The sequence below is a fragment of the Nocardia sp. NPDC055321 genome, from assembly GCF_053645575.1.
Window position 1 is genome coordinate 115,003 of sequence record NZ_JBSHMS010000002.1, and the last position, 23,719, is coordinate 138,721.

At 63.9% G+C, this 23,719-nt stretch carries 23 protein-coding genes; all 23 read right to left on the bottom strand.

From position 1 onward, the window contains the following. Positions 1-412 precede the first annotated feature (412 nt). The gene (locus tag ACWIGI_RS03100) at positions 413-3,307 is read right to left on the bottom strand and encodes an EndoU domain-containing protein (protein WP_454200685.1); all 2,895 of its coding nucleotides are present in this window, start codon (positions 3,305-3,307) and stop codon (positions 413-415) included. Positions 3,308-3,440: 133 nt separating this feature from the next. Continuing rightward, a complete protein-coding gene (locus ACWIGI_RS03105) occupies positions 3,441-3,626 on the bottom strand; it encodes a hypothetical protein (protein WP_454200686.1) in 186 nt (61 codons plus the stop codon). Between the two features lie 8 nt (positions 3,627-3,634). Next, on the bottom strand, positions 3,635-4,453 hold the full coding sequence (locus ACWIGI_RS03110) for a peptidoglycan recognition protein family protein (RefSeq protein WP_454200687.1): 819 nt from the start codon (positions 4,451-4,453) through the stop codon (positions 3,635-3,637). A 12-nt stretch (positions 4,454-4,465) separates the two neighbouring features. Next, positions 4,466-4,921 (bottom strand): hypothetical protein, encoded by a 456-nt coding sequence (locus tag ACWIGI_RS03115; RefSeq protein ID WP_454200688.1) that lies wholly within the window; start codon positions 4,919-4,921, stop codon positions 4,466-4,468. Continuing rightward, complete coding sequence (locus ACWIGI_RS03120; RefSeq protein ID WP_454200689.1) at positions 4,921-6,213, bottom strand: hypothetical protein; 1,293 nt, start codon at positions 6,211-6,213, stop codon at positions 4,921-4,923. The genes ACWIGI_RS03115 and ACWIGI_RS03120 overlap by 1 nt, the downstream gene beginning before the upstream one ends. A gap of 157 nt (positions 6,214-6,370) precedes the next feature. After that, positions 6,371-7,414: a hypothetical protein gene (locus tag ACWIGI_RS03125; protein ID WP_454200690.1), complete on the bottom strand. Its 1,044-nt coding sequence runs from the start codon at positions 7,412-7,414 to the stop codon at positions 6,371-6,373. 13 nt (positions 7,415-7,427) lie between these two features. Further along, a complete protein-coding gene (locus ACWIGI_RS03130) occupies positions 7,428-8,504 on the bottom strand; it encodes a hypothetical protein (RefSeq protein ID WP_454200691.1) in 1,077 nt (358 codons plus the stop codon). A gap of 10 nt (positions 8,505-8,514) precedes the next feature. Continuing rightward, positions 8,515-9,540 carry a hypothetical protein gene (locus tag ACWIGI_RS03135; protein ID WP_454200692.1) on the bottom strand — a complete coding sequence of 342 codons (1,026 nt, stop codon included), beginning with the start codon at positions 9,538-9,540 and terminating at the stop codon, positions 8,515-8,517. Positions 9,541-9,560: 20 nt separating this feature from the next. Further along, a complete protein-coding gene (locus ACWIGI_RS03140; RefSeq protein WP_454200693.1) occupies positions 9,561-11,180 on the bottom strand; it encodes a Gp37-like protein in 1,620 nt (539 codons plus the stop codon). Then, positions 11,180-12,073, bottom strand: coding sequence for a phage tail protein (locus ACWIGI_RS03145; RefSeq protein ID WP_454200694.1), 894 nt, complete (start codon positions 12,071-12,073; stop codon positions 11,180-11,182). The genes ACWIGI_RS03140 and ACWIGI_RS03145 overlap by 1 nt, the downstream gene beginning before the upstream one ends. Continuing rightward, on the bottom strand, positions 12,070-14,481 hold the full coding sequence (locus ACWIGI_RS03150) for a hypothetical protein (RefSeq protein WP_454200695.1): 2,412 nt from the start codon (positions 14,479-14,481) through the stop codon (positions 12,070-12,072). The genes ACWIGI_RS03145 and ACWIGI_RS03150 overlap by 4 nt, the downstream gene beginning before the upstream one ends. A 116-nt stretch (positions 14,482-14,597) precedes the next feature. Continuing rightward, entirely contained in the window at positions 14,598-14,786 is a 189-nt protein-coding gene (locus ACWIGI_RS03155) for a DUF5361 domain-containing protein (protein WP_454200696.1), read from the bottom strand. Between the two features lie 185 nt (positions 14,787-14,971). Beyond that, a complete protein-coding gene (locus ACWIGI_RS03160) occupies positions 14,972-15,262 on the bottom strand; it encodes a hypothetical protein (RefSeq protein ID WP_354986451.1) in 291 nt (96 codons plus the stop codon). 233 nt (positions 15,263-15,495) lie between these two features. Next, positions 15,496-16,083: a phage tail tube protein gene (locus tag ACWIGI_RS03165; RefSeq protein WP_454200697.1), complete on the bottom strand. Its 588-nt coding sequence runs from the start codon at positions 16,081-16,083 to the stop codon at positions 15,496-15,498. A 77-nt stretch (positions 16,084-16,160) separates the two neighbouring features. Then, positions 16,161-16,598, bottom strand: coding sequence for a hypothetical protein (locus ACWIGI_RS03170; protein WP_454200698.1), 438 nt, complete (start codon positions 16,596-16,598; stop codon positions 16,161-16,163). A gap of 19 nt (positions 16,599-16,617) precedes the next feature. Then, positions 16,618-17,037 carry a hypothetical protein gene (locus tag ACWIGI_RS03175; protein WP_454200699.1) on the bottom strand — a complete coding sequence of 140 codons (420 nt, stop codon included), beginning with the start codon at positions 17,035-17,037 and terminating at the stop codon, positions 16,618-16,620. Positions 17,038-17,051: 14 nt separating this feature from the next. Next, the gene (locus ACWIGI_RS03180; RefSeq protein WP_454200700.1) at positions 17,052-20,036 is read right to left on the bottom strand and encodes a hypothetical protein; all 2,985 of its coding nucleotides are present in this window, start codon (positions 20,034-20,036) and stop codon (positions 17,052-17,054) included. A gap of 2 nt (positions 20,037-20,038) precedes the next feature. Beyond that, complete coding sequence (locus tag ACWIGI_RS03185) at positions 20,039-20,656, bottom strand: hypothetical protein (protein ID WP_454200701.1); 618 nt, start codon at positions 20,654-20,656, stop codon at positions 20,039-20,041. A gap of 272 nt (positions 20,657-20,928) precedes the next feature. Further along, positions 20,929-21,225 carry a hypothetical protein gene (locus ACWIGI_RS03190; protein ID WP_454200702.1) on the bottom strand — a complete coding sequence of 99 codons (297 nt, stop codon included), beginning with the start codon at positions 21,223-21,225 and terminating at the stop codon, positions 20,929-20,931. After that, a complete protein-coding gene (locus ACWIGI_RS03195) occupies positions 21,226-21,435 on the bottom strand; it encodes a hypothetical protein (protein WP_354986444.1) in 210 nt (69 codons plus the stop codon). Positions 21,436-21,986: 551 nt separating this feature from the next. Next, complete coding sequence (locus tag ACWIGI_RS03200; RefSeq protein WP_454200703.1) at positions 21,987-22,718, bottom strand: hypothetical protein; 732 nt, start codon at positions 22,716-22,718, stop codon at positions 21,987-21,989. Then, positions 22,718-23,437 (bottom strand): PE-PPE domain-containing protein, encoded by a 720-nt coding sequence (locus tag ACWIGI_RS03205; RefSeq protein ID WP_454200704.1) that lies wholly within the window; start codon positions 23,435-23,437, stop codon positions 22,718-22,720. Before ACWIGI_RS03205 ends, ACWIGI_RS03200 begins: the two co-directional genes overlap by 1 nt. Continuing rightward, a complete protein-coding gene (locus tag ACWIGI_RS03210) occupies positions 23,434-23,679 on the bottom strand; it encodes a hypothetical protein (RefSeq protein WP_454200705.1) in 246 nt (81 codons plus the stop codon). The genes ACWIGI_RS03205 and ACWIGI_RS03210 overlap by 4 nt, the downstream gene beginning before the upstream one ends. Positions 23,680-23,719 lie beyond the last annotated feature (40 nt).

Sequence of the window (23,719 nt, forward strand, 5' to 3'; positions counted from 1 at the left end):
AGGCCACGGCATGTTCGGTAGCCGACCCCTCGTTCGAGCAAACGAATCGACTGCATTTCTAAATTTCAACAAGTCTCCGAGCTTCTGGAGGCACCGGAAATACTGAGCGATTACAAGAAGAGCGTCTTCTCGAGTTATTTCCCTCAGTCCCAGGCTGTCATTGTACAGGTTATCCAGCCGCAATAACTGTCCATCAAAGCACGCGTGCCAGGCATTGCCGGTTACTTCCCACAAGCAACTACCCTCGCTTGAAGATTCACCTGACAAACAATCAATAATTCGAATAATCTCGTCGATGTCGCGTTGAATATCAGAAATAAGCCAGCTAGCCGTTAGCGAATCACTTTCCAGGTCGCCATACTTCAGACCCACACTCGCGTTGCGCACCAAGAAGAGGTCTCCACGAACCAACTTATTCAACTCCCTTGAAGATCGGGTATGCGGTTTTAACCAGGCCTGTGCCAGTGTCATAATACCCGTTTATCTCGATTCCGCGATACCATCCCTGCCACGATCCGTCCGCGTGGACTACCGCTTTTTGAACGGCCTCCTCAATCGCGATTTGCACTCGAGTAGTCGACCAACTGTCCGGAAAGAAAGAACTTCGCCGTGTTTTGATTGTAACCTCAGAACCATACCGGGCCGTCATGTTAACTGTACCCCTGTAGACTCCGTTTTCATCCTTTGCGGTCAAGTTGGTTGTCTTTATTCCGAAACGGTCTTTTCCATCCGGCCGTAGATGATATCCCTTGGCCTTTCCATCCTTGCTTATCTCACCTCGAATAACATGACTCCACGTATGTTCATTTGCGCTCAGAGGAGGAGGAGAAGAAGAAGGAGGAGGAGTCCCCCTCCGGGGAGTGGTTTCCGATTTCGCTTTTGTCCTATGACCCGACACCCATTTATAATCACCTTCCAGCCTTCCAGGGACACGAACTCCTCTAGGCGGACGCCATCGGCTATGAAATAGCGCTGCGCCTATTGGCTGGGCTGCATCGGCAAATCGTCCGGGCACTCCGACAGCAGCCACCGACGGCAGTGGCACTGATCGCCCTATGCGGCCGATAGCCTGGACAATCCCATTCAGCGTGTGGATGATACCTCCACTTACAAGCCCTGTAGGTCCTGCCGCAGGATTAGAAGCGATAGGTATCGGAGTCGTGATATGCGCCGCCCGCATGGCTGCCGCAGTCGTACTGACGGTGCTGCTTCTCTGCGCCGCTGCAACCTTTGCAGCCGAGTTCTCAAGCACCAGCCCCGAGTTCGCAGGAAGTGGGACATTCGGTTTTGGCGACGCAGGTAACTCGACAATTTTCGGAGTTCTTGAGATAGAAGGATTGACGCTGATACCGGGTCCCAGTTCAAACGGTTTCGAGGCTGGGTTCGGAGCACCGATATGGGAAGAGGGAATCCTTTGACGTTGCGCTGCGAATCGCGAAGCGTCGTCTATTAAATGCTGAACGCCGAATTGGCGGCCAATGCGTGCTGCGTCATAGGCGTTCCGCACAGAGCTCAGGGCCTCGACCAGGCGGGTCGCGCGTGCTGCCGAGCCGATCGCACCGATACCGATTCGTGCCGCGGCCCCGGCACCCGGGACCATGAAAACCATGGAGGCGTTGAAGCCGAATTCCGCAGCGGCCAGTGCGACTTCACCCGCGCTGTGATTTCCTTCGCCGTTCATCGCCTGCCAGAGCACGACCGCCGGGTCGACGAACACGTCGTAGAGGACGTCACCGAAGCTCGGCGTTTTCGGGCGCTCGGGTGGTGGTTGAGTATTGCGGGGTGGCTGGCTGGGATCGGTTAGGCGGTCGAGGGTTTCACGAGCGAGGACGTAGTCCTTGATCGAAGGATCCGCGTAGGGCTGGATTCCGATCTGGGCCAGTCGTTGAATCGCCTGGGCCTGCTGGACCTTCTGTTCATAGCTCGTAGTGTCGTAGAAGGCCCACAGAAGATCGTTTCGCTGCTCCTCGGTCGTGTACCTGGCCGACGCCAGGCGTGCGACTGCCAGGTCGTAGGGGTTGTCGGGCCCCACCCACGGCTGGGGTCCTTTGCCGATCGTTTCCAGATCCGCGGCCAGCTGCAAGCTGCTGTAGTCGAAGCCGTAGCCGTCTTTGCCGGTTCGGAAGGTGTTCTGGGGAGTTATGATCGAGGCGGGTAGTACTGAAGGGTCTATTTTGACCGGATCTGTACCCGGTTTGAAGGTGACATATCTGACGGGCTGGCCTTCGATATACGAACTTCCGTCAGGTCGTATGTATTTGGTCGACCCGTCGGTGTACGAAAGCCACCCCGCGCCATCTATCCCCGTGCGTCCGACCAGCCAGGGAGCGCTGAACTCAGGAGATCCGGGACGAATTGCATTCGTCGTCGTACCAACGCCAGGGACGAACTCTGTCACGTAGTAGGTGAGACCGTCCGGCTGCTTCTCGGTGATCGTGAGCGACGGCGTGCCATTAGGGTTCTGCCCCAATGTTTTCCAATTGCCCTTGCCGTCGCCGACGGTGTGCGAGGTCGCACCAGTGACGAGATCGCCGCCCGGCGGAACTCGATACGAGTCTTGAGTGCCGTCGGGTGCGATGTAGGTGACCGAATGGGAGCCGTCGGCGTGGGCCACCCACACCGTCGCGCCGCCTTCGCCATCCGAAACCGCCCGCACCTGCTCGACCGGATTCCCGTCCTTGTCGAAGGTCGTGGTATCGATCGTCTGGCCGCCGGTGCCCTCCACGACCATGCTCGACTGGTTGGGGCCCGATACCCACGGCTGCCCCTCCACTCGGGGGACAACGGGCGGCGCTTTCACAACCGGTTGCGGTACTTGATCCGGCCCGCCGGGAATGGGGCCGTCCGCGACCAGTTTTGTGTTCTGATCTGGTGCGGCATTCGGATTCTGTGGCGCGGGTTGGGAATTCGGCAGCTGTGGCTGTGGATTCGAGGGAACGGGCAGCGTCGTGCTCGGTGCCGCGGGGCCGCCCTGTGTTACCGGCAGTTGCTCGTTGTCCTGCCGCATCGGTACGTGGGGAACCGGCCCCGCCGGGCCGCCGACCGCATCCGGGCTCATGGTCAACCCGATCAACTGCGCGGTGACGGGCGGGTTTTGGGTCAGGGCCTCGACATTGCGGATTCGGGCGTATTGGCGGGCCGCCGCTACACCGTCTTTGACCGTGAGATCTATGGTTCTGCCGCTACCCGATACACCGGGAGCGGACTCTTGTTGGGCGAGGCCGCTGGCGGTCATCAGGTTCCACGCCGCGGAGCGCGGGGCTACCCAGGAAGGCGGACCAGCGTCCTGAATGAAGGGATTCGACATCGAGCTTGATCCGCCTTCCGAATCTGGGCATGAAAAATCCCCACTCCGCGAACGGAATGGGGATCTGGGATGAACCGGGCCTTGTCAGTTCGATCGGCGGCGGCTCAGCGTTGGAAGTGGTTGCCGCGCAGGCCTAGCGCTTTGCGGCCCGCTTGATCGCGACGCCCTTGTTGACGCGCTGCACGCGCTGGAAGGTGGCCTGTTCGGCCATGTTGTTGAAGTTGTAGACGTTTCCGACGCGGCGGGCGCTACCGGTTTGGGAGGGCGTTCGGGGTGCCCCGGGCGTCCATGCCGAGACGGAACGTGAGCTCGCGGGCATGAATCCTCCTACTTCTCCAGGTGTTCCAGGCGGGTCAGGATGTCGGCGACCGCGTCCACGAGGGTGCGGTTGCCGAGCTGGGGCCAGCCGTCGAACTCGCCTGCGTCGCGCTGGGACTCGCCGCAGAGCTGCTCGCGGATGTCCTTCACGTCGGCGCCGATCGGGCCGCAGTACGCGGTGATGAACTCTTGAATCTGACTGACTTCGGCTGCGCTCATCGGCGCGTCCTCTCCGTCGATGAAGGCCTGCACATCGCGGCGGAACGAATCCATCTCGATGCCGGCGGGGTCGATTTTTCCTTCGCGGCTGTACTCGCGGTGGGCCACGCAGTCGTCAGCGGTGCGGCCGATGCGGGACAGGATCGCGGCGCAGCCACGCTTGTAGGCGTCGAGTTGCGCCGGGGTCCAATCGGATCCGTCGCCCCGGGAGACCGCCTCGATGCCGATCACGTGGTAGTTGGCGTTGTCAGTCGGCCAGCCGGGCCAGGAACCACGGCCCGCGTGCCAGCAGACACCCGCCGCGATCACGCGGTAGGTACCGTCGCGTTCCAGAACCAACTGGGCCAGTGGGCCTTCCAGGTCCGGGCGGCCGTACTGGACGATGCGCCAGTCTTGGGTGCCGCCGCCCGCGGTGTGGTGGCACAGCACGCCGCGCAGGTCGCGGAAGTCTCCGTGACCGCGCTCGCGCCAGCCGTCGTGTTCGATGACCCGAAGTCCGGCCGCGCGGAGTACATCCGCGAGCCAGACGGGATCTCCGGTCCAGGACATGTCGTCCCCGATCTGTGTAGATGCCAGTGAGCACTGGATGACGTCGACGAGGCCTTCCATTACCCCGGTGGGTCAGGCCAACCTCACATAGGTGGTAGCACCGGCCGATACGCTGCCCGCCGCGCCGCCCATGGCGACCGTTGCGTTGGCTTCGACGGTCACGATGTCCCCCGACGCGATGTCGACCGTCGCACTGACGACCATGGTTCCGCTCGGGCCGTCCACCGGGTTGCTGGTCGCTACGGTCACATTGTTGACACGCAGTCGAGCCTGCAACGAAGTGACACCACCGAATCCGGTTGTCGCACCGCTGAATTTCACCGCGGCATTCAACGTCGCCGAGTCCTTCGCACCGATCGCTTTGAGCCCCTCGTTGCTCGTTCCAACAACGACGGAACCCGGGAATCCGGCGTCCGCGATCCATCCCGTGATGACCGCCCAGCCATCCGAAGGCATCGCTTGTGCGTTGTTCTTCGTCATGGCGGTTGGTACGAGATCGGCCCCTCCGGTGACCACGATGAGCGGCATCAGACCGTCACCCCCTTGAGACTCACCTGCAGGCCCTTACCCGCCGGGCTGTCGGCAGTGGTGATGAACACCGTCAGACGGTCGCCGGCCGCGAAAGCCCACGGCCCGCCAGCGGTGACCACGGTGTCGGCCGCATGCGTGGCGGCCGCGATCGTGGCCGCGGTGCCCGCGACGGCGGCGCCGTTCTTGCGCAGTTCTACGACAAGGTTGCCGGTTCCCGCGGTCTCGCCCCTGTAGGTGATCGCGCTGATACTGATCGGCCGTTCGATGCGCAGGCCCTCGGGCATGACATTGCCCGCACCCACGGCGCGGGTTCCGGTTTGCGGCTTGAACGCGATGTCGTAGATCTGGCCGGCGGCAGTCGGCACACGCGCGTCGGTCAGCCGGGTATCGGTGCTGGCGACGGCGGCGATCGCGGTACGAGCGGCGGCTGCATCCGCAGCGGTGACCACAGCCCGGCCGGTGGCGGTCGCGTCGGAGATCTGACTTGCCGGATGTGCGTGCGGCAGTGGCGTTCTCGCATCGTTCAGGCGAGCGTCGTCACCGGCTACCGCCGTAGTGGCGGTCGCGCCGATGGTCGGCGCGAATGTCGTGGGCTTGCCCGTGATGCCGGCCCACTCGGTGGTGCCCGCCGGGCCACGGATGACGATGCCCTGACCGTTCGGAGTCCACCCGCCCGCGGCCGCGTGGTACACGTACAGCAGCCCATCGGCGGTGACCACGTACTGCGTGCCCTCGGCCGGAGCGGCGGGCAGCTGGTTGTACGCGGCGACCTGACCGTCGATCTGCACCCCGGCGCCACGCTCACCGCGGACAACGGCATTGCCGGCGCTGGCGGGCACCGGAGCGGCCAGGGTCAGATCGACCAGACCCGAGGAGCCCTCATCCGGATTCTCCGGGTTCGACCCGGCCACATACTCGCCGACCTCGAAATTGAAAGCGTCCATGGGGATCTGACGGCCGTCGTAGTTCAGGTCGAACGAGACCCGCCACGTCCATTCCGTCGGATTGGTCGCCGCACCCGGCGCGACCAGGCGCACGCCGCGCTTGCCCCGCCAGGTGAGGTAGCCGAATTCGTCCAGCTGGCACACATAGTGTTCGGGCAGCTGCACGTAGGTGGCCGGTGCCGGCTGAGCGCCCGCGACGAGCACCTTCGGCGCGTCCGCGGTGAAGGTGACGCTGCCCGCCAGCGGCAGGAACTCCGGCAGATCGCCGAGATCGGGGCCGTCGGCGACATTGGCGAGGAAGCGTCCGATGACCTTGCCGTACTTCAGCGGAGGAAGATCAGCCATGAGATTGGTCCTTTCGAGAATGCGGGCACGCCGACGTCGGCGTGCCCGCGAAGCAAACGGAACGGCTCGTGGATGAACCGTGAGAGAAAGCGCTGTCGACGCGCCTCGCGCCGAGTTCGACGCCGGTGGCGCGTGATCGGGCCCGAACGGCCGCCGATCAGACAGGATCCGCGTAGACGATCAGCTGAGCCCCGGTGTTGTCGACCGCGAACGACCGATCGCCCTTGACCCGCTTCGCGATCACGTACAACGTGATGGTCTGATTCGGCTGGATGACACCGAATCCGTTCGCCTGCGTTGGTGGAAAGTCGAACCGCGGGCCGATCAGTGCCCAGTCCCAGTTCTGAATGTCGTAGCCGTAGCCGTAGCCCACGAGGGCGCCACTCGGGCCGCCGACTCGCACTTCGACGTCGGCGCGGGTACCGAACCCGCCGCCCTCCGGGCGGACCCGTACCGAACCCTGCACGCGCGGCCGCCACGCGGTCGGTTGTCCGGGAATCGTGATGGCCGCAAGGACTTTGGGGTCGTTGAGGTTCGTGCCGCCGGAGAACTGATTCTTCGCGACCGCCCACGGACCGCCCGGTCGCGGACTCGGGGTGGGGACGAACTTGCCGAGCGTGGTGTTCCACGCCAGCAGATAGTCCTGTCCGAGCGGGTGTTCCGCGTCGATGAGGACGTCGTCGGCGTCCTGGATACGGCCCGCGGCTCCCGGATCCCCGGCGTCGCCGCGCTCACCGCGCGGGAAGGTGATCGCGAGGTGCTGGCCGGGCGCGGAACCCGTGACCTGCGCCGCCGCGGTCGAACCGGGCGCACCGGCGACAGCGGAACCCGTCAGGACGTTCGCCGGGCCCGGCTTGCCCTGCTGCCCGAACGCATCGGCGAAGGCGATGAACTCCAAGCCGGTCCAGTAGTAGATGGCGTTCTCCGAGACGACCCGCCACGCGGAACGCGCGTCGGCCGTCGTGAGATTCAGGGCTTGCAGCGCAGCGGGATTCGCTGCGTCGCCGCGCCACTGCCAGGGCCGGGCGGGGTCGCCCTCGGGGCCGAGGCCGCCGGCGGGACCTTCGCGCAGCTCGATCAGAGCCTCCCGATCGACCAGTTCGAGCGGGTTCACGGTGTACGGGAGTCCGATCGAATCGGAGACACCGTGCATGGTGATCATGATGTTGTCGTCGTAGACGATGTGCTGTTCGTTGGTCATTGTGCTCTCCGGCTCACGAGGCCGTGACAGGTCGCGCCCAGCAGAGAATCTGGGCACTGTCCTGCCGGTAGGAGTAGGTGGAGCCGCCCAGATTCCGCGCCAGCACCACGTACAACGTGATGGCCCGGCCCGCCTGGATCAGCCCGACGGGACTGTCCGGGGTCATGGATTGGGTGCCGAAGTGCGGCTGGAAGTAGCAGTAGCTGTCGGCGCCGAAGGGGAAGCCCGCGCCGAGCGCGACGATCTGGCCGTTCGCGGCATCGATGCGCACTTCGGCGTCGATACGCGTGTTGAAGTTGCCGATGGCTTCGGAGGTGTAGACCAGGACGCCGCCGGTGATCACCGGACGCCAATCCACATCCTGCGCGGGAATTTTCAGCTGTGCGACGGTGATCGGGGTGGCATTGGTGGTGGTGATGGACGGGGCGAACCCCGCACCGCCGTCCCAGGCCTGGGTACCCATGATCGACCAGGGTCCGCGCAGACCGGGGTGCGGACGCGGCTTCCATTTCTGGCCCGCGCCGTCCCAGGCGGGAACCATGCGTGCGGCGTGCGTGCCGTTCGCGTAGTCCGGCGCCTGCCTGATCGGTCCGGGACCGCCCGGAACGCCCTTCTCACCCTTGACGCCCTGCGGCACGGTCAGATTCAGCACGAGGTTCGGCTTCGTCCCGGTGATCGTGACCGCCAGGTCCGAGCCGACGGGTCCGGTCTCGACCGTCCCGATGTCGAGCACACACGGCTGACCATCCGGGCCCGGCGCCCCGAACGCGTCCGCGAAGGAGTCGAAACTCGTTCCGTTCCAGTACATCAGGGTGTTGGTCGCCAGTACTCGCCAGGTCTTGCCGGCCTGCGCGGTCCCGAGCTTGGTCGCCAGCGCGGTCAGAGCGGCCTGATCGGCGATGTCGCCTTCCCAGCGGAAGGCCGCGCCGGGTTCGCCCTGCGGCCCGAGCGGCCCGGGTGTTCCCGTCATGAGTTCGAGGGCCCCGTCACGCGGGGTCCCGTGGAACGACTGCACGACCCCGGGGGAACCGATCCCCTCGTCGATGCCGCGCACCAGCGTCGAATCGAAATATTCACTTACGGTGGACATGTCACCTCCTTCAGAGGGGCTGAGCGTGGACGACCAGCGACGCTCCGCCGCGCGACCACCAGATTTTTCCGCTGCCGTTGGGGAGCCTGGTCAGCTGCACCACGAACTTCGCGGGCTGACCGGCCGGAACGGTGGCGAAGGTGGACGTGGGCGAGAGCGTCTTGACCGTCTGGTCCTCGCGATAGGTCGGGAGCAGGGGCAGATACAGGTACCCGCCCTGACTCGGGCGGGTTGCCGCCAGCACTTCACCCGTCGGATAGTTCAGGCGCACCGTCACCTCCGTCGGGCTGGCGCCGCCGTAGTAGACGTGTCCCTGAACGAGTGGACGCCACGCGAACGACTGCGCCGGCACGGTGAAGTTTCCGACCGTCAGTTCCGGGACGTCGGGTTCCTGATCACCGGCGAACTCGTTGCCGAACCAGGACCAGGGACCGGTGCCCAGCGGCGGCGGAGTCGGCCGGAACTGCTGCGACGCACGGTGATAGGCGAAGACGGACCCGGGTGCCGGACTGGTGGAATCGTCGTAGTCCGGCGAGCTGACGATGGCGCCTGATACCCCAGCCGGCCCCTTGGGGCCCTGAAGTCCCGCGGGCGCGGTCGCCTTCAGCTGCTGATCGGCGCCTTTGCCGACGAGTTCCACAGCGGGAACCGTGAGCTTGGGATTGTGCACCGTCGGTGCGACGTCGATCGTATTGCGCGCGGCGACCGGTCCCTGCGGGCCGACGGCGTGCGGCGAATGCTGCCAGTGGGTCCCGTCCCAGACGTCCATGCCGTCGTCGTCGGTCCGATGCCACCACCTACCGCGATCGTCCACGCCCAGACCGGTGGGCCGGGCCGCGGCGTTGGCGATCGCTCCCATCTTCCGGAATGTGGTGCGTGGACGCCCCTTCGGCCCTCGCGGGCCGGCGGGACCCGTGGGCAGCTCGAGCGCCGCCACCTCGTCCGAGACCGTGAATGTCGCGTTCAGAATCGGCAGCCCATCCACGTCCGGCTGACGATCCACGGTGAGATGGGCGGGAAAGCTGATGTCCGCCATGGTGTTTCCTCTCAGCGGGATTAGAAGATGAGCAGGTCGAGATCGGCGCCGACATCGGTGGACAGATCCTTGATGGCGGAGGCGAAGCGGCCCAGGCGCTGCCAGGCCTTGACCACCGAGTCCTCCTCGTCGGATCCGTCGCCGACCGTGATCTGCCAGACCGCCGCGGTTTCGCGGTTGTCGGTGAAGGTCAGCTCGGTGACATAGTCGGTGAACACGAGCTGACCCATGGCGAATCCGATCTGGTCGCCGAGGCCGAAGTCGCGGCCGAGCAGATAGGGTGCGTTGTCCTCGATGGTCACCTTGTGGCTGGTGTAGCCGCGGGTGAGGTGCAGGCCCTGACGTGCGGCGACCAGGCCGTCGAGGTTGAAGGCCTTGTCGCTGCCGGTGATGTACAGCTCGCGGAAGGCGTAGGGCCCGGCGCGCCGGACGCGTTCGGAGTCCCGGTACACCATCCAGGCGAGGAAGACGTCGTTGAGCTGGCCGCGATAGAGGAAGTCCAGACCGATCAGCGACAGCAGGCCCTTGATCACGACTTCGATGCCGGCGTTCACCCAGCCGGGGGAACGCCCGCCGATGATGATGTCCGTGGCCGTCGGCTTGTGCAGTGCTACTTCGGAAGCGCCGATGCCCGAGTATTCGCCTTCGAAGTACCAGACCCAGGGGAAGTTCTTGGTGGTGCCGAATTTGCCCGGCTGGCCGTAGACGGCCTCGTACTCGGTGGTCGAATCGAACTTCGGATAGCGCTTCGGCGTGGTGCCGTCATCGGCGAATTCCTCGATCCACGACTTGATCCCGTCCAGCAGGGTGCCGGTATCGCCCGTCACGCCGGACTTGTCGACGGTCTCCAGGACCACGGTCGGCTTGTCCAGGAAGAACCACTGCGGCGCCGGCTGTTCATCCTCGCCCGGCAGGAAGAACCGGGCCGTGAGCATGACGCCGGAATCCTCAAGCATCGGCTGGAACAGCTTGTCCGCCATATCGAATCGTGCCGACGCGGCGCTCCAGCGGCTGGTGTCGTGCAGCGGATCGACCGGAACGACGGCGATGGGGAACAGCGAATCGCCGACACCTTCCCACATCGGTTTGCCGTCGGCGTTCGTCGGCGCCCAGCCCGGGGCCTGCAGCCGCATCAGATTCATCGTCAGATACGTGGTGACCAGCGTGCGCACCGGGCCGAACAGAATGTGGTGCCGGGGGAACTGGGCCAGCACCGGCGCGAACGGCGAGGCCCAGCAGCAGATCGTCGCGATGTGATTCCAGGCGTGGATGGCTTCGATGTCGACCGTCTCGACGCCGTTGTCGTCACGGACGATGGAAGCCTTGGTGATATAGCCGTCCCACCGGAACCCCTTGGTGTTCACGGTGATCGGGATGGTCGCGTCTTCGCCGTCCTCGTTGTTGAACAGGTGATCGAAGTGCACCATGTCCCGGGGGCAGATCATCTTCAGGCCGCCCGCGGAATTGCGCGGGTAGGTGAATTCCAGGGAGAGGTAGCTGTGCTCCTCCCCCACCTCCTGCATGAATTTGTTCCAATAGCGCACCAGCACATCGGGATTGCGCGCCTGTTCCTGATCCGCCTGGAACGCCTCGTCCATCCGCCGCACTTCGGCGTGCGGATCCCAGGTGGCCGCGCTCATCAGAACGGCCTCGAGGATCGGGGCGTGACGGTCGCGACGATGCTGGAGGCGGTGGTACCGCCCTCCACCTTCACGGTGATGTCGGTGGTGCTCCACGGCTGCATGGGCTGCAGCCAGCGGCGGCCGGCGAGCTGGCCCCAGACATTGCGGCCCTTCGAGTTGCTACCGGTGTACACGAGCGCGGTCCGATGCCGCGGATGCGTGTCGATGCGCAGCGTCTCGCCGGCCTGCAGGGTCGGGGTCTGCACCATACGCAGCAGATCGCCCTCGTACGGGTCCAGAATCGACCAGCGCCCCGGGCCGTTCATCGTGTAGCGCGGCCACACAGGCTGATCGGCGGCGTTGCGCAGCCGCACGACGCCCTCGTCCAGACCCGACGTATTGGTCCACACCTGGTTCTCGTCGAAATGGCGCTCGAGCGGATCCATCGCCGTGGCCGACATCTTGTACCCGGCCGTCGCGTTGCGCGCCGGGTCGATATCACCGACCGGTTCGGGGGCGGAATCGAGCTGCGCCTGCTGGAAGCGCCAGCCCTGATGCCGCGTGTAATAACCGATCGTCACCGGCTTATCCGTGGACCACCCGCGGAACCAGGCATCGTGCACCGCGTGAAAGTCTCGAATCGGATCCGCCCCAGCGCCTTTCGCGTCGCCGGAGATGACGACCAGGAAGTCCCATTCCTTCTTCGCCCGCACGGACCGTACGAAGGTGGCGCCGTCCTGGCGCGCACCCTCCGAGATCAGCAGTTGCACCGGGGCGAACATGTATCCGGCCTGCTGTGACAGCCGCACACCCTCGCGCCCGGCGTTGGTGCCGGACAGATGCCACACCCGGCCGTTCACGTCCCACAGCACGACCTTCGTGCCGTGGCTTTCCAATAGTTGGTGGGTCATCGCCCCATACCTCCTCCGCGTTGCTGCGCCACAGCCCGGCGCCGGCGCACCCGCTCCACCGCGATCGACGCGCTTTTGGGGTCTGTTCCGTTGAAGTTGTAGATATCGCCGCGGACGGTGTGACCGCCCGGGCCGTCGGCCAGATCGGTGAGCCCGAAACCGGTTCCGACCAGCTCTTTGACCGCGTTTCCGGCCCATTCGATACGGCGGGTGAGCTGGCCGCCGAGCATGCCGCCGGCCATCGAGCCCAGGAACTGGCCGATGACGGGGCCGAGTGGGGCGGCCGGTCCGAGGAAGGGCGCGATGGCGGTGCCGATCGCGCCGCCGACCACGCTGCCCGCGGTGGAAGCCGCGCCGGAGATGGCTCCGGTCAGGCCGCCCAGCAGGCCGTGTTGCTGCAGGCCGGAGACAGCGGAAGTCAGTGCGTTGTAGCCGATCTGCTGTTCGTTGGTCATTTGGGTGGCGGTGCTCGAGCCGCCGGTGCCGGTCGGCTTCCACGGGACACCCGTCAGGTTGCTGATCCACTGGCCGAGCGTGTTCGTCCAGTTCTTGTCGGGATCGGCCGCGCTGTATGCCTCCCCGAGGGGCGTGAGCAGCGATTGCGCGAGATTGCCCAGGGCTTCCGGTGCTTGATCGCCCAAAATGGGCTTCAGCAGGTTGCCGACATTGGTTCCCCAGTCGTTGGCAGCCAGCTTGACCAGATCGGTGAAGTTTCCTTCGCTGGGGTTGTACCGGTGCCTTTCGTCTTTGAGCTCCTGGGCGTCTGAATTGCCGCCGAGAATCGAACTCAGGCTCTTGGTGCCACTCACCCAGCGAGTTGTGTCGGGCTGGTCCTCGATAAGTGCCGACAGCTGCATATCGCGGGGCAGACCGGTCCGGTCGACGTTCGGGATGGGGGTCAGGTACGCCCAACCGCCGTTGGTACTACCATCCGCGCTCGGCGGTATGTACTGCCAGCGAGCCGTGCTCGAATCCTCGGTTCCACCACCTGTCGTAGCGGACGGCCCGGCGCTGGTCACAACGGAATTGGGGTCGCCGCTGTCGCCGGAAGTGGGTTCCGGGGCAGAGCCCGTATCCACGGGTGTGCCGTCGGTGACCGACGGAATGCCTTCGCCGCCAGTGGTTCCGGCGCCGAGTCCGCTACTCGATCCGAGGCTGGTCCCAGGCTGTCCGCCGAGCTCCGCGCGCAGGGTCATAGAGGTATTCAGCTCACCGCCGAACCTCGAGCCGATCAGCTGGCCCAGCTGTTCGCCGATCTTAGGAGCCATCTCACCGGCGGGACCGAGCATCCGGCTGACGACCTCGCCGAGGGCCGCACCCACGCGACCACCGGCCACTGTCGCGGCGCTGGTGACGCCGGATCCGAGAGCTGCTCCGAGAGAGCCCAATTCGGTGGCATCGACACCGGTCGCGCCACCCGCTCCACCTGTCAAACCGGCGAGAGTACCGAGCATCCCGGAAGGCGTGGCCTGCATCGATGCCGTCAATGGCATCGGCGAATCGGTCGAGGACTGCGGGCTCTGCACCGACGGCGCGGAACCCGTGCCCGGCTGTGCGGCCAGCGGCCCACCGGGCGCGAACAGCGGCGACAGCGCCGAACCCACCGCGGATCCGGCCCACGCACCCGCGTCGATCGCGGCGTTGCCGAGGCTGCCCAGGGCGTCCGCGACCACGCCCTGGCCGAGCATGTCGCGCCACTGACCGGGATTCGCCGTGGCCGATGGATCGGCGGAGCCGACCCCGTTCAGCATTCCGGTCAGGAACTGCGCCGACGGCACCCAGCCGGAGTTCAGCAATTCCAGCAGCGGCAGCACGTTGTCCGCCGCCGCGGCATTGACCACGAACTCACCGGGTGACGCGGCCACCAGGACTTTGTCCTCGGTGGAGCCGCCCGGCCCGGTGATCATGCCGCCGGGCAGCAGGGCCTGCTCTTCGCGATGGATGGGGCCGCCGTAGGCCCTGCGAATGGGGATCGGCGCATCGCTCGCCGAATTCCCCTGCCCCAGAATCTCTTCGACGATGGTCTCGCCCGAGGCGGGCTTTCCACTCCGCTTCCCGGGATTGAGCAGCGTGGTCTTGGAACTGATTTTGAGAATCCGGGTTTCGGTCTCGGTGTTCGCAGGTTCCGTTACGCCGCGCAATAGGTTGAGGGCTTCGGAGGCCATCCGATTCGTGAAGAAGCTCGGCACATGTCCGAGCACCTCCTCGAAGGCTCGGGTCAGTGCGCCGAAGGGGCCGGTGCGGCCGACGATGGCGTTCGGCGCGATCCCGCCATCCTCGGAGACAAGAATCGGATCCTCGTCGGGCAGGGTGATGAGCGAGGTCCCCGGGGTGGGGCCGCCTTCCCATACCGCACCGCTGGGAAGTGCGATCTTCTTCCCCGACGGCGGCCGGCCGCTGGTTGTCATCGCAAGAATGTCCGGCAGGTTCATTGCCGGTGGGCGTTGCTTGTCCACAATTCACATCCACTTTCTGGGCTGACTGTTCGCGTGCCCGGCCACCGGCGATGGAGCCCATGGACTCTTCAGCCCCAGCCGAGGAACTCGTTCATCTGGTCGACGCCCATGGCGGTGCCGACCCGTTCGCGATTGGATTCGAGTCCCGGCCGCGCGATCTGCTCGGGCCGGTTGCGCCCGTTCCTGGCGTCATCGGTCTTGGACCACACCAGCCAGCGCAGGCAGTCGGCCATATCCGCGAGCAGATACTGGTCCAACTGCCAGCGATAGGCATCCGGGTGCGCCGAGCGCTGGAACGCGGAATCCGTTGGCGTGCACCTGACTATGGCCCGCAGGTCACCCCAGGTCAGCGTCTCCTGGCCGAGCGTGCGGAGCCGGAGGCCGAGGACGATCAGGTCGTATTCGATTGCCTCGGAATGCTCTTCGATCAGAGCATCGAGGCCTAGGATTCCCCCAGGCTGATACCCGAGTGCGCGCGCCAGGCCTCCAGCATCTCGTGGTAGGCGTCCGGATCCATATCGTCCAGGGCCGCAAGCGCTTCGGGGGTGACAGCCATTTCCAGCAGGGTGTACATCGCGTCGACGTCGCCCAGGCGGCGGATACGGCGCACCAGGCCCGGCTTCAGGTAGGACAGCGACGGCAGCTGAATCTCGACGCCGGCGACGCGGTAGAAGAAGTCGTCCTTCACCTTGGTCGGGGTGGCGATGGTGATGGGGGCTTTGGGGGAAGTCATTGTTACGCAGACCCTTTCGAGTTCGGAGAGTGAAAGTCGTGACGGTGTTCAGAGCAAAAGGTCCCAACGGCGGCGGGCGGGCCTGCGCATAGGTTTGATAACCGCCGCCGTTGGGGGATTTTGGACAGCTGAGTGCCGTCGGCGGACAGGGCTCGATCCACTCGGAATCGAGCCCTGTCAGGGAATGGCGGCTGATGCCGCCGGGATGGTGACGGTCGCGAGGACCGCCGGGATCAGACGGTCTTGACGCCGTCGTCCAGGTAGCGGTACGCCTTCACGCCGGCGTCGTTCTTGAACGCCTCGACGGTGATGGTGAAGCCGGCCAGTTCGGTGGAGACGAACTTCTTCTCGGTCACCGCGGTGATCTTGGCGTTCGGCAGCACGATGCGCAGCTTCTTGTCCTCGTTGACCATGTCGAACACCCAGGCGCGACGCGGCAGCGGGGTGCCGGTCTCCTTGACCGTGTACAGCGACCCGGTGGTGGCGGTGGCGGCGGTGGTGACGACGTTGTCCGGGTGGAAGACCTCGCCCAGAACGTCCTTGTCCCACACGGCGTACAGGGTCAGACCGAAACGCACCGAGTGCTCGGTCTGCAGCTGCGCGATGATGTCGGCGTTCCAGTCCTTGACGGACTCGATGCGACGCTCACCCAGCGATTCGATGCCGTCCTCGGACACGTAGCCCAGGGCCTTGAACGCGGGGTCGATGGTGCCGGCCGCGGTGGTCGGCAGCGCGGAAGCGAGCGGAGCGACCAGAACACCGCCGGTAACGGCGATGTTCGGGGTGCCGGCGCCGATGAACTTGCTGGAGGGCAGAGCCATTTTCTTATCTCCCTTGGGAATGTTGCGCAGGCCCTAGGGATGGGTATTCAGTTGTTACTCCCGCGTTTTCGGGGGAGTCACGCGAGGACTGTTCCCCGCACGATCAGGTCGGTGACGATTGTGTACCGCGGGGCGGCGGTCACCGGGTCGGTGTCGTTCTCCATGCCGGCGTCCTCGATGTGGTCGCACCACACGGGGCCGATGTAGCCGGGGGCTGCGGCGTTCACGATGCTGCGCACCAGCGCGGCCAGTTCGGCCGCGTTGCCGGCGTCGTCGGTGCATTCGAAGACGATTCGGGGGCGGTCGAGGATCAGGTGGGCGCCACGGCGGCCTTCCCTGTCCTCGATGTCTACCCGAGCCTTTCGATCATTGCGGGTGATCTGCACCATCCGAGCTGGTCGCGGTTCAAAAACTTTCGTCACCACCGCTGCCGGATCCGATAGCTCCAGCAATTGAGCACGCAGATGGACTGCCAGAATACCAACAACATCAGCGAAATAGATCTGCTCAGTCATAAGCTAGTCCTCACTGTACTCACATTCTCGATTGATCTTCGATTGCATCAGACATCCACTTAGGCGTGACATCACGAGGGTACCGCTCCAAATCGCCTGAAAAATCCAACCAGCGCAGTGCATCATCACTAGGCCGGTCGTAGTCAAACTCAGTTGTAACATCACCCGCACGGGTTATCGTCAGAACGAAAGTGAACCAGGTTCCCAACCCCGGAACTGCCATACTATCCCTCAACTCGGCTATCTCTAGAGGAATGTTAAACGGATCTTCTACACAAACCTCATTTTCATCCAGAGTATCCGTCTCAACTTCCAAACCATAAGATATTCCAGCACCAACAAAGACAGCTCGGATCTTTATACATTCAGCTGGAGCGCCAACCCAAAGGCGTTCGGCAATGGCTTTCACTAGCTCCTGCTGCCGGACAATATTTTCCACCCGACACCTCCGGTTCAGAAATTTGGGATAAATGCGTTACGAATCCACTGGATAGTACCCGGCACACGATACCTGATATAGTACGCGGAAGGTAAGCGCTCCGCATCGACAGCTCTCCAACCAACTGCAGCCGGCCGATGACTGTACTCAATCGAAGCATGGTACTCTACCCGGCTAGGGTTTCCCGGTTTCTTAAGAAATCTCGAAATCGCTCGTTCGATCATATACATCTGACCCGGACTCTGATTTACGGATCGCATTTGATGCGTATAGAAAATCCGTTCCGCAGGCGAACCGAATTCTGCACCAAAAACATGCCCAGCATCTACAGGACCGCGCGGAAGATTCGTTTGCCCCTTATTGAAGGTGTTCTGTTGACCCGAAACTCGAGTCCGCAACACATCGGTAGCAATTTTCAATCGCGAGTTATATCCCTCAACGACACGTCCATATTCGTCCATTCGTAGCATGAACTCGTCGATTCCTTCTGCAGACTTCTTCTCGACTCGATATACAACATTAGGCAGCGGATGATGAAGCAGCGGATTGAGATCGACGATTTCCGTGCCCGGTACACGCAGTTCACTCGCCCATGCTTGGACATAGGTAGGCATACCGTTCTGGTCTGTAACAATGATCGTACGTCGACCATGACTGTCTGTATGCACATATTTCGTTCGAGGTTCGAGGTTCAGATTTCTGAGTTGCCCTTTTCGAGCTCCCTGAGTTATGTAGGGATTTTTAAGGAGTCCGAATGCCTTGCTACTCAGAGCAATTTCTGGCCCAGACAATTCAGATGGATTTATATATGGAGGCAACCGCCAAGCTGGTAGGCCATTGTTAACCTGCGACAAAGTCGGTGGACGCAGTGGGCCTGCCGGTAGCCTTGCCATAGCGACATTGAAACGTCGCCACCTGGTCAAATCGGGGCCGATTGGTACCAAGCCGGGCAGTCGGATCTGATTTCCAAGAGACCGGATTACTATCGACGCGGAAGTCAGCGTGTTCGCCATACGCGTGGTCGAATCTGAAACCCACATCCTTGCCGATGCCAGGCCTCCTGCCAGCCCTTCCATCCCAATACCCACGTCTTGCCGAATTCGGGATGCAGCCGGACCAGCAATCTTTCGGAATGGTACGCTTGCTTCCAAAGCATTCTTGATCTGACGTTGACGCGGATAGAGATTGCCTTGCAACTTGATTGCCGGCGTTACACTCTTGAGCAATTTCGACAGAGAAGCTGCACCGGATCCAATACCTCCAAATATGGAACCTGCCATAGGCAGCAGCACGACGCCAGCACTAATCGCCGCGTCCATCGCACCTGGGGACGCATCCAGTATGTCGTCGGCAGTTCCAGCTAGATCCTGTTTTGTATCACCAGAAGCGAAGTACGAACTTCCATACAGACCCCCCGCCAAGATATGGCGACCTGCCCATTCGGAAACCGTCAGATATGGGTGGAGAACAATACTACCGGCGAACTTTACCGGATCCGCTATTCCTTCCGAGAAGGTTGCTATTCGCTCTAGCGTCGTTGGCGGATTGTAGTACGGATTGCCGATGTTGGCTGCAGAGTTCGCTAGTGCGTCCATACCGCTTGTCCTGGAAAACCAGGACATTACAGCCTGTTTGATACTTCCTGGAGCTGCCCCAATTCCGTCGATCGCCCTCTGTATTCCATCCCGACGATCCGGCACACCGGACAGCGAAACGATATTGAAATCACTATCAAATACGACAGCCGTACCGTCACTATATTTTCTCAGCAGCTTGGTATCGATATATCGATCGGTATACGCCGGCGACGTTCCGAGAGGTGTACGAATACCACGGAAAGAATCGAATAGGACATTGTTGTGGTCGATGAAATAGATGTGGGTGCCGGTGGGGGTTTCCACCGTCCTGCCCTTGGTTATCCTCCCCTGCAGGTCAGGGCCGACTTCCCAGAACTGGCCATCTTCGCCGAGCCGCCAACTGTTTCTGTCCCACTGTTGATAGAACTTGCTATCGACCCCACCGAAACCGTCGGGACGCGCGTGCGTAATCGTGAGATTCCCGAAGTTGTCGACGTGATAGTTGTCGTAGAGCCCAAAAGCGTTCAGCTTCCCGACGTCGGTTCCAACTTGGACCCCGTCGATGAAGGAGGGCGTTTGAATCGTCCTGAGATCCGGATCCGCCTGAAGCACGCTGCTGGGCGCGCCAGACGTGGACACTCCGGGAGCGAAACTTTGTATTTCCCAGTTGGATCCAGCGGTGACCTGTACGGCATACGAGGACTGGCCGTTCGCATCGTCGTGCCAGTGCTGCAGCCCTCCGGCTTCGTCGCGTGCTATACGCCAGCGATCGACAGTTCCGTCCGGGTTAGTGATCTCGAGATCAACGGAGTTCGTTCCGTTCCCCTCAGGGATGGTGTAGCGAACCGGCCGCTTGTCGAGCATCCCGTTCCAGGAATCACCGACGCCGTGACCTTCGAGGTTCGGCATGTCCAGCAGGCTGGTCGGCGGGACGCTCGCTTCGGGTTCGGCCTTCGCTCCCGGAACCGAGATTGGTGGCTCGTACAGCGGATTGCGGTTCGCGGCCGGATTGGACTGGGACTGTACCGGCCGCTCGACGCTCGGCTTCTGTGGTTCCGGGACGGGTTGGGGCTTCGGCTGTTCGCTCAGACCTGGAGTTGCGAGCTCGGCCAAGGTGGGGACCGGACCAATATCGCCGGTTGAGTTGGACGGATCGATCAGCGCATCCAATGGGTCGGCGATAGGTTTCACCTGATTGCCGGCAGATCCCGACAGCAACTCTTGGACGTTTCGGGTACGTGCGTATTCCAGTGCGGCCGCCACTCCATCCCTGACAGAGACGTTGTGAACCCTTCCCCCTGTGGTCGCGCCGTCGGCTGGGCTCGACTGCGCAATGCCGTCAGCGGTCAGCAGGTTCCAAGCCGCCGACCGCTGGCCGACCCAGGAGGGCGGGCTAGCCGGCCCGTAGAGAGTGCTCGTCATGATCACTCCTCACGAGCGCGCCGAGCCTGTTCGATCCGCTGTCGAAGCTGGTCGACCATCGCGGCGTAGGCATCGGTTTTGGTGGGGGCCTCGGCGGAGAGGCCGCGGGGATGGGTCGCGGACCAGATCCCTTCCTCGGTCTGTTTGACCTGGATCTCTTCGAGGTCGTAGAAGGACTCGGGATCGGGAAGGGGCCACTCGCCGTTCTCATCGCGGGTGATGTGCATGCCGGTGTCGAAGGCGCCGGGCGGGCCGAGGGGGGTGGGGGTCCAGCGAATCTCTTCGAGGTCGGGATGTACTCGGACACCGCGCTTTACGAGGTACTCCGCTACGCGGGTCGCCTGCTTGATGCTGGTCACCGTGGGGTCGGCCAGTTTTCGGCCCACCTCGCTGTACCACTCCGGCAGGTGGATGATCGAGAGTTCCTCGGCGAGCGCGCGAACCTGGGGATCCAGGGTCTCGTCGGGCTTGTGCTCGGCCAGTTTGCCGGTCAGGGTCTGCTGGAGGAAGGACAGGAACTCCGGTGTAACCAGTTGGCCGGTATCGGTTTCCACGTAGTCCGACTGCGGCGGGGGCTGGTGGCCGAAGCTGACTGAGGTGATTACTTCCTTGCCGGACATAGGGTTCGGTCCTTCCGATTCAGGGCATGACCGATTCCGCGCCCTTCCCCGGGCGCGGAATCGTGTGGATTGGGGGTCCCGCCCCCGAAGTGAGGGGATTACTCGGGGGCGGGACCGTGCGCCCCAGCGCCGCGTCCGTGTCTGCGACCGCGGACCACCTGCGGGAGACGGGCGCGCTGGGGAGCGGGCATGCGGCGAGGCTCTCAACCCGCTGTGTACCTACCGAGAGGCTTCGGGGGCCGGCCGCATGGGCTGGGCGACGGGGTGAACCGTCAGATCTCTTCTTCGAGCGTCGCTGGGATCTTGTAGCTCGCGGTCGGGGGCTCTTGGCCGGGGACGTGGAGTTTGAAGAAGGCCAGGAGCTCGTCGATGTGGCGTTGCAGGGCGCGGATCAGGCGGATCGCGTCGCGAAAGCGCCGCTGATCGCTGGCGGCTTGATCCTCCAGGGCGACAACGCGTTCGCGGAGTTTGGCGACCTCGCGGGCCTGCCAGGCGGTGACCGCGCCGATCACGGTGGCGATCGCCAGGCCGATCGCCTGGACGAAGTCGGGATTGAGCCAGGTCTGCATTCAGTCCTCACCGCCCGGTGATCGCACCGGCGTCACGGCCGGGCGGATGAGCGCTCCCGCGATGACGGGGGTGAGCAGGCCGTAGAGGGTGAGTGCGGATTCGATCCATTCGGTACCGACCTGCCTGCCGAGCAGGTAGGCCGCGACACCGGTGATGGCGACGAGTACGGATCGCACCAGAGCGGGTTCGGGAACCCTGTTGATACGCATGATGTTTCCTTCCGACAGCGCCGCGGACCCCGATTGCCGCTCTGGAAGCAGGGGCCGCGGGGCGGATTACACGAGTAGCGGGACGATGATCGCGATCAGCTGCGCGATGTACGAGCCGACGGTGATCCACTGATCGATGGTGAGACCGAAAAGCATTGCGATTGCTCCTGATTCGAAGGCGCGAGGCAGGCCTCAACGACCGAACCCCCGGTCCGGAAGCGGACCGGGGGTTCGGGGTGAAGAGCTTGGGAGGCCGACGAGGTTGGAACCTCTTGCCAGAGAGTGTGTTTCCCGTGAGTTCGGGATGAAGGCGCAACTGTGGCGCTGCACATAGCTTCACTTAAGCGGATTCAAAAGTCAACACCCATCTTGAAGATTCACCGAAATCGCAGGTGGGATGGTGTTCCCGAGCAGCACGGCGCGAGCACGAACCCTGGCTACACCTCCCGCCGCACCACGTTCGGCATCTCGGGACCTCTGCTCTCCGACAACGACGAAGTCCCAGTCCTCTTGGAGGACTGGGACTTCGGTGGATCACCACGGTGCCGGGCTCAGCCGGCGATCTTCTCCCGGATGTGCAGCAGCGGCCGGTGCGGCTCCGCCGCCTTGCTCCGGCGCTTACGCACGGGGTGCGCGAGGTGAGCTTCGAGCACCTCCCCCACCACGAACAGCTCGGGCCAGTCCGGCGCCCACGGCCCCGGCACCGGGCGAATCCTGCCGGCATCACGCAGAGTCTGAATCCTGCGAACGGTGATCGACTGGAATGCTTCGCCCATTTCCCTGGCGAGCGTCGCGATTCCATTGACGTTCAACCGGGCGCTGCGCGCGGCCTCGAGCTGCGCGGCATCCACCTCGATCCGCGAAGTCGGCGGGCAGATGACGTGCAGCGCCGCCTGGATCGCGGCGCGAATCTCACCGGGTGCGGTTTCCGCGCCCTCGGTCATGGCGAGGGCGATGACGTTGCGGTCCAGCCAGCGGGCCAGTCCGCCCGTCGACGTACCCCCGGAATAGTCGAGTCCGCGCTGCTCGCAGATCAGCCGCACCCAGGACACCAGCACACCGTGCAGGTGATCGCGGGCCCGGGACGCGGCAGGGCTGAACGGCAGCGGCTGATCACCGGAGCGAGAACTCAGCCGCAGGTTCGGGTCGCCGAGGCGAGAGCGCCGGGTAACCGCATCCTCGAGATCCACCGCAAGTTCCGGGATCTCCCGCAGCATGCGCACGAGATCGTGCAGGGCGGCGCGATCCAGGTACAGGTGATTCGGATCAATCTCGCTGTGCATCAGGCGATCTCCCGGTTGATGGTTTCGGCGAGGCGAGCGGCGTGGCCGTGCCGCACATAGTCGACGGTGTGCCGGCCGTCGGTGAGATAGCCGCGGGCATAGGCCAGCGCCCCGCTCCAGGCGCTCCAGTTCCGGGGCGCCCACCAGCGCTGGATTCGGCGGTGCACGATGGTGTCGACCAGACTTCGCCCCCAGGTCAGGGCGGCCTCGGGGCTGTTCATACAGAAGTACTGCGAGAGATCGGCGACCAGGCGCAGGGCATTGCCCGCGGGCAGAGCGGTGATGGGATCACCCGGCGCCGCGGCCCAGTACGTCGGTATATCCGTCACCCAGCGCTGACCGGCGATGCCGTAGCCGCCGGGATCCGTGCCGACGCATTCACCCGCCGGGCGCAAGGGGTCGGCGATGAGCGCGCACGCGGCGACGTCGAGCCCGGGCCACAGGCCGCGGCCGATCTCTGCGGCCACATCGCCCGCGATTGCGGCGCCCTGCGAATACCCGGCTACGACAACACGATTCCGCGACTTCTCGATCGCTTCGAGCAGTGCGGCCTTCCCCGCCGCACTGCTCTCCGCGTAGGACATGCTGCCGCCGTACTCGGCCGGATACGGGATCATGCGCGGTGCGAAGCGACTCAGATCCAGCGCGCGCGAGAAGGTGTCGGTCACGCTCTCGCCATACGGGGCCCAGGTGCCACCGACGATCAGGACGTCGATCACGCGGACACCTCCGCCCGGTCCCGAGCATGTCCGGCGGTAGGGAGCAGACCGATCGGATCGCAGCCCAGCGCACTCCCGACCAGCAGCAATTCGTCGAGCTTGAACGAGCCGGCGGCACGCAGTCGCAGCGCGAGCACCGGCTCCGCGAGGCCGGTTCGGGCCGCGAGGGTGTGCGAATCCATACCGATCGCATCCATCGCATAGCTGACACGATCGGCGATTTGTCTGTCCATCAAGTCCATACGGAACACTGTAAGGTCCGTTTGGACTCTTCACAAGTCC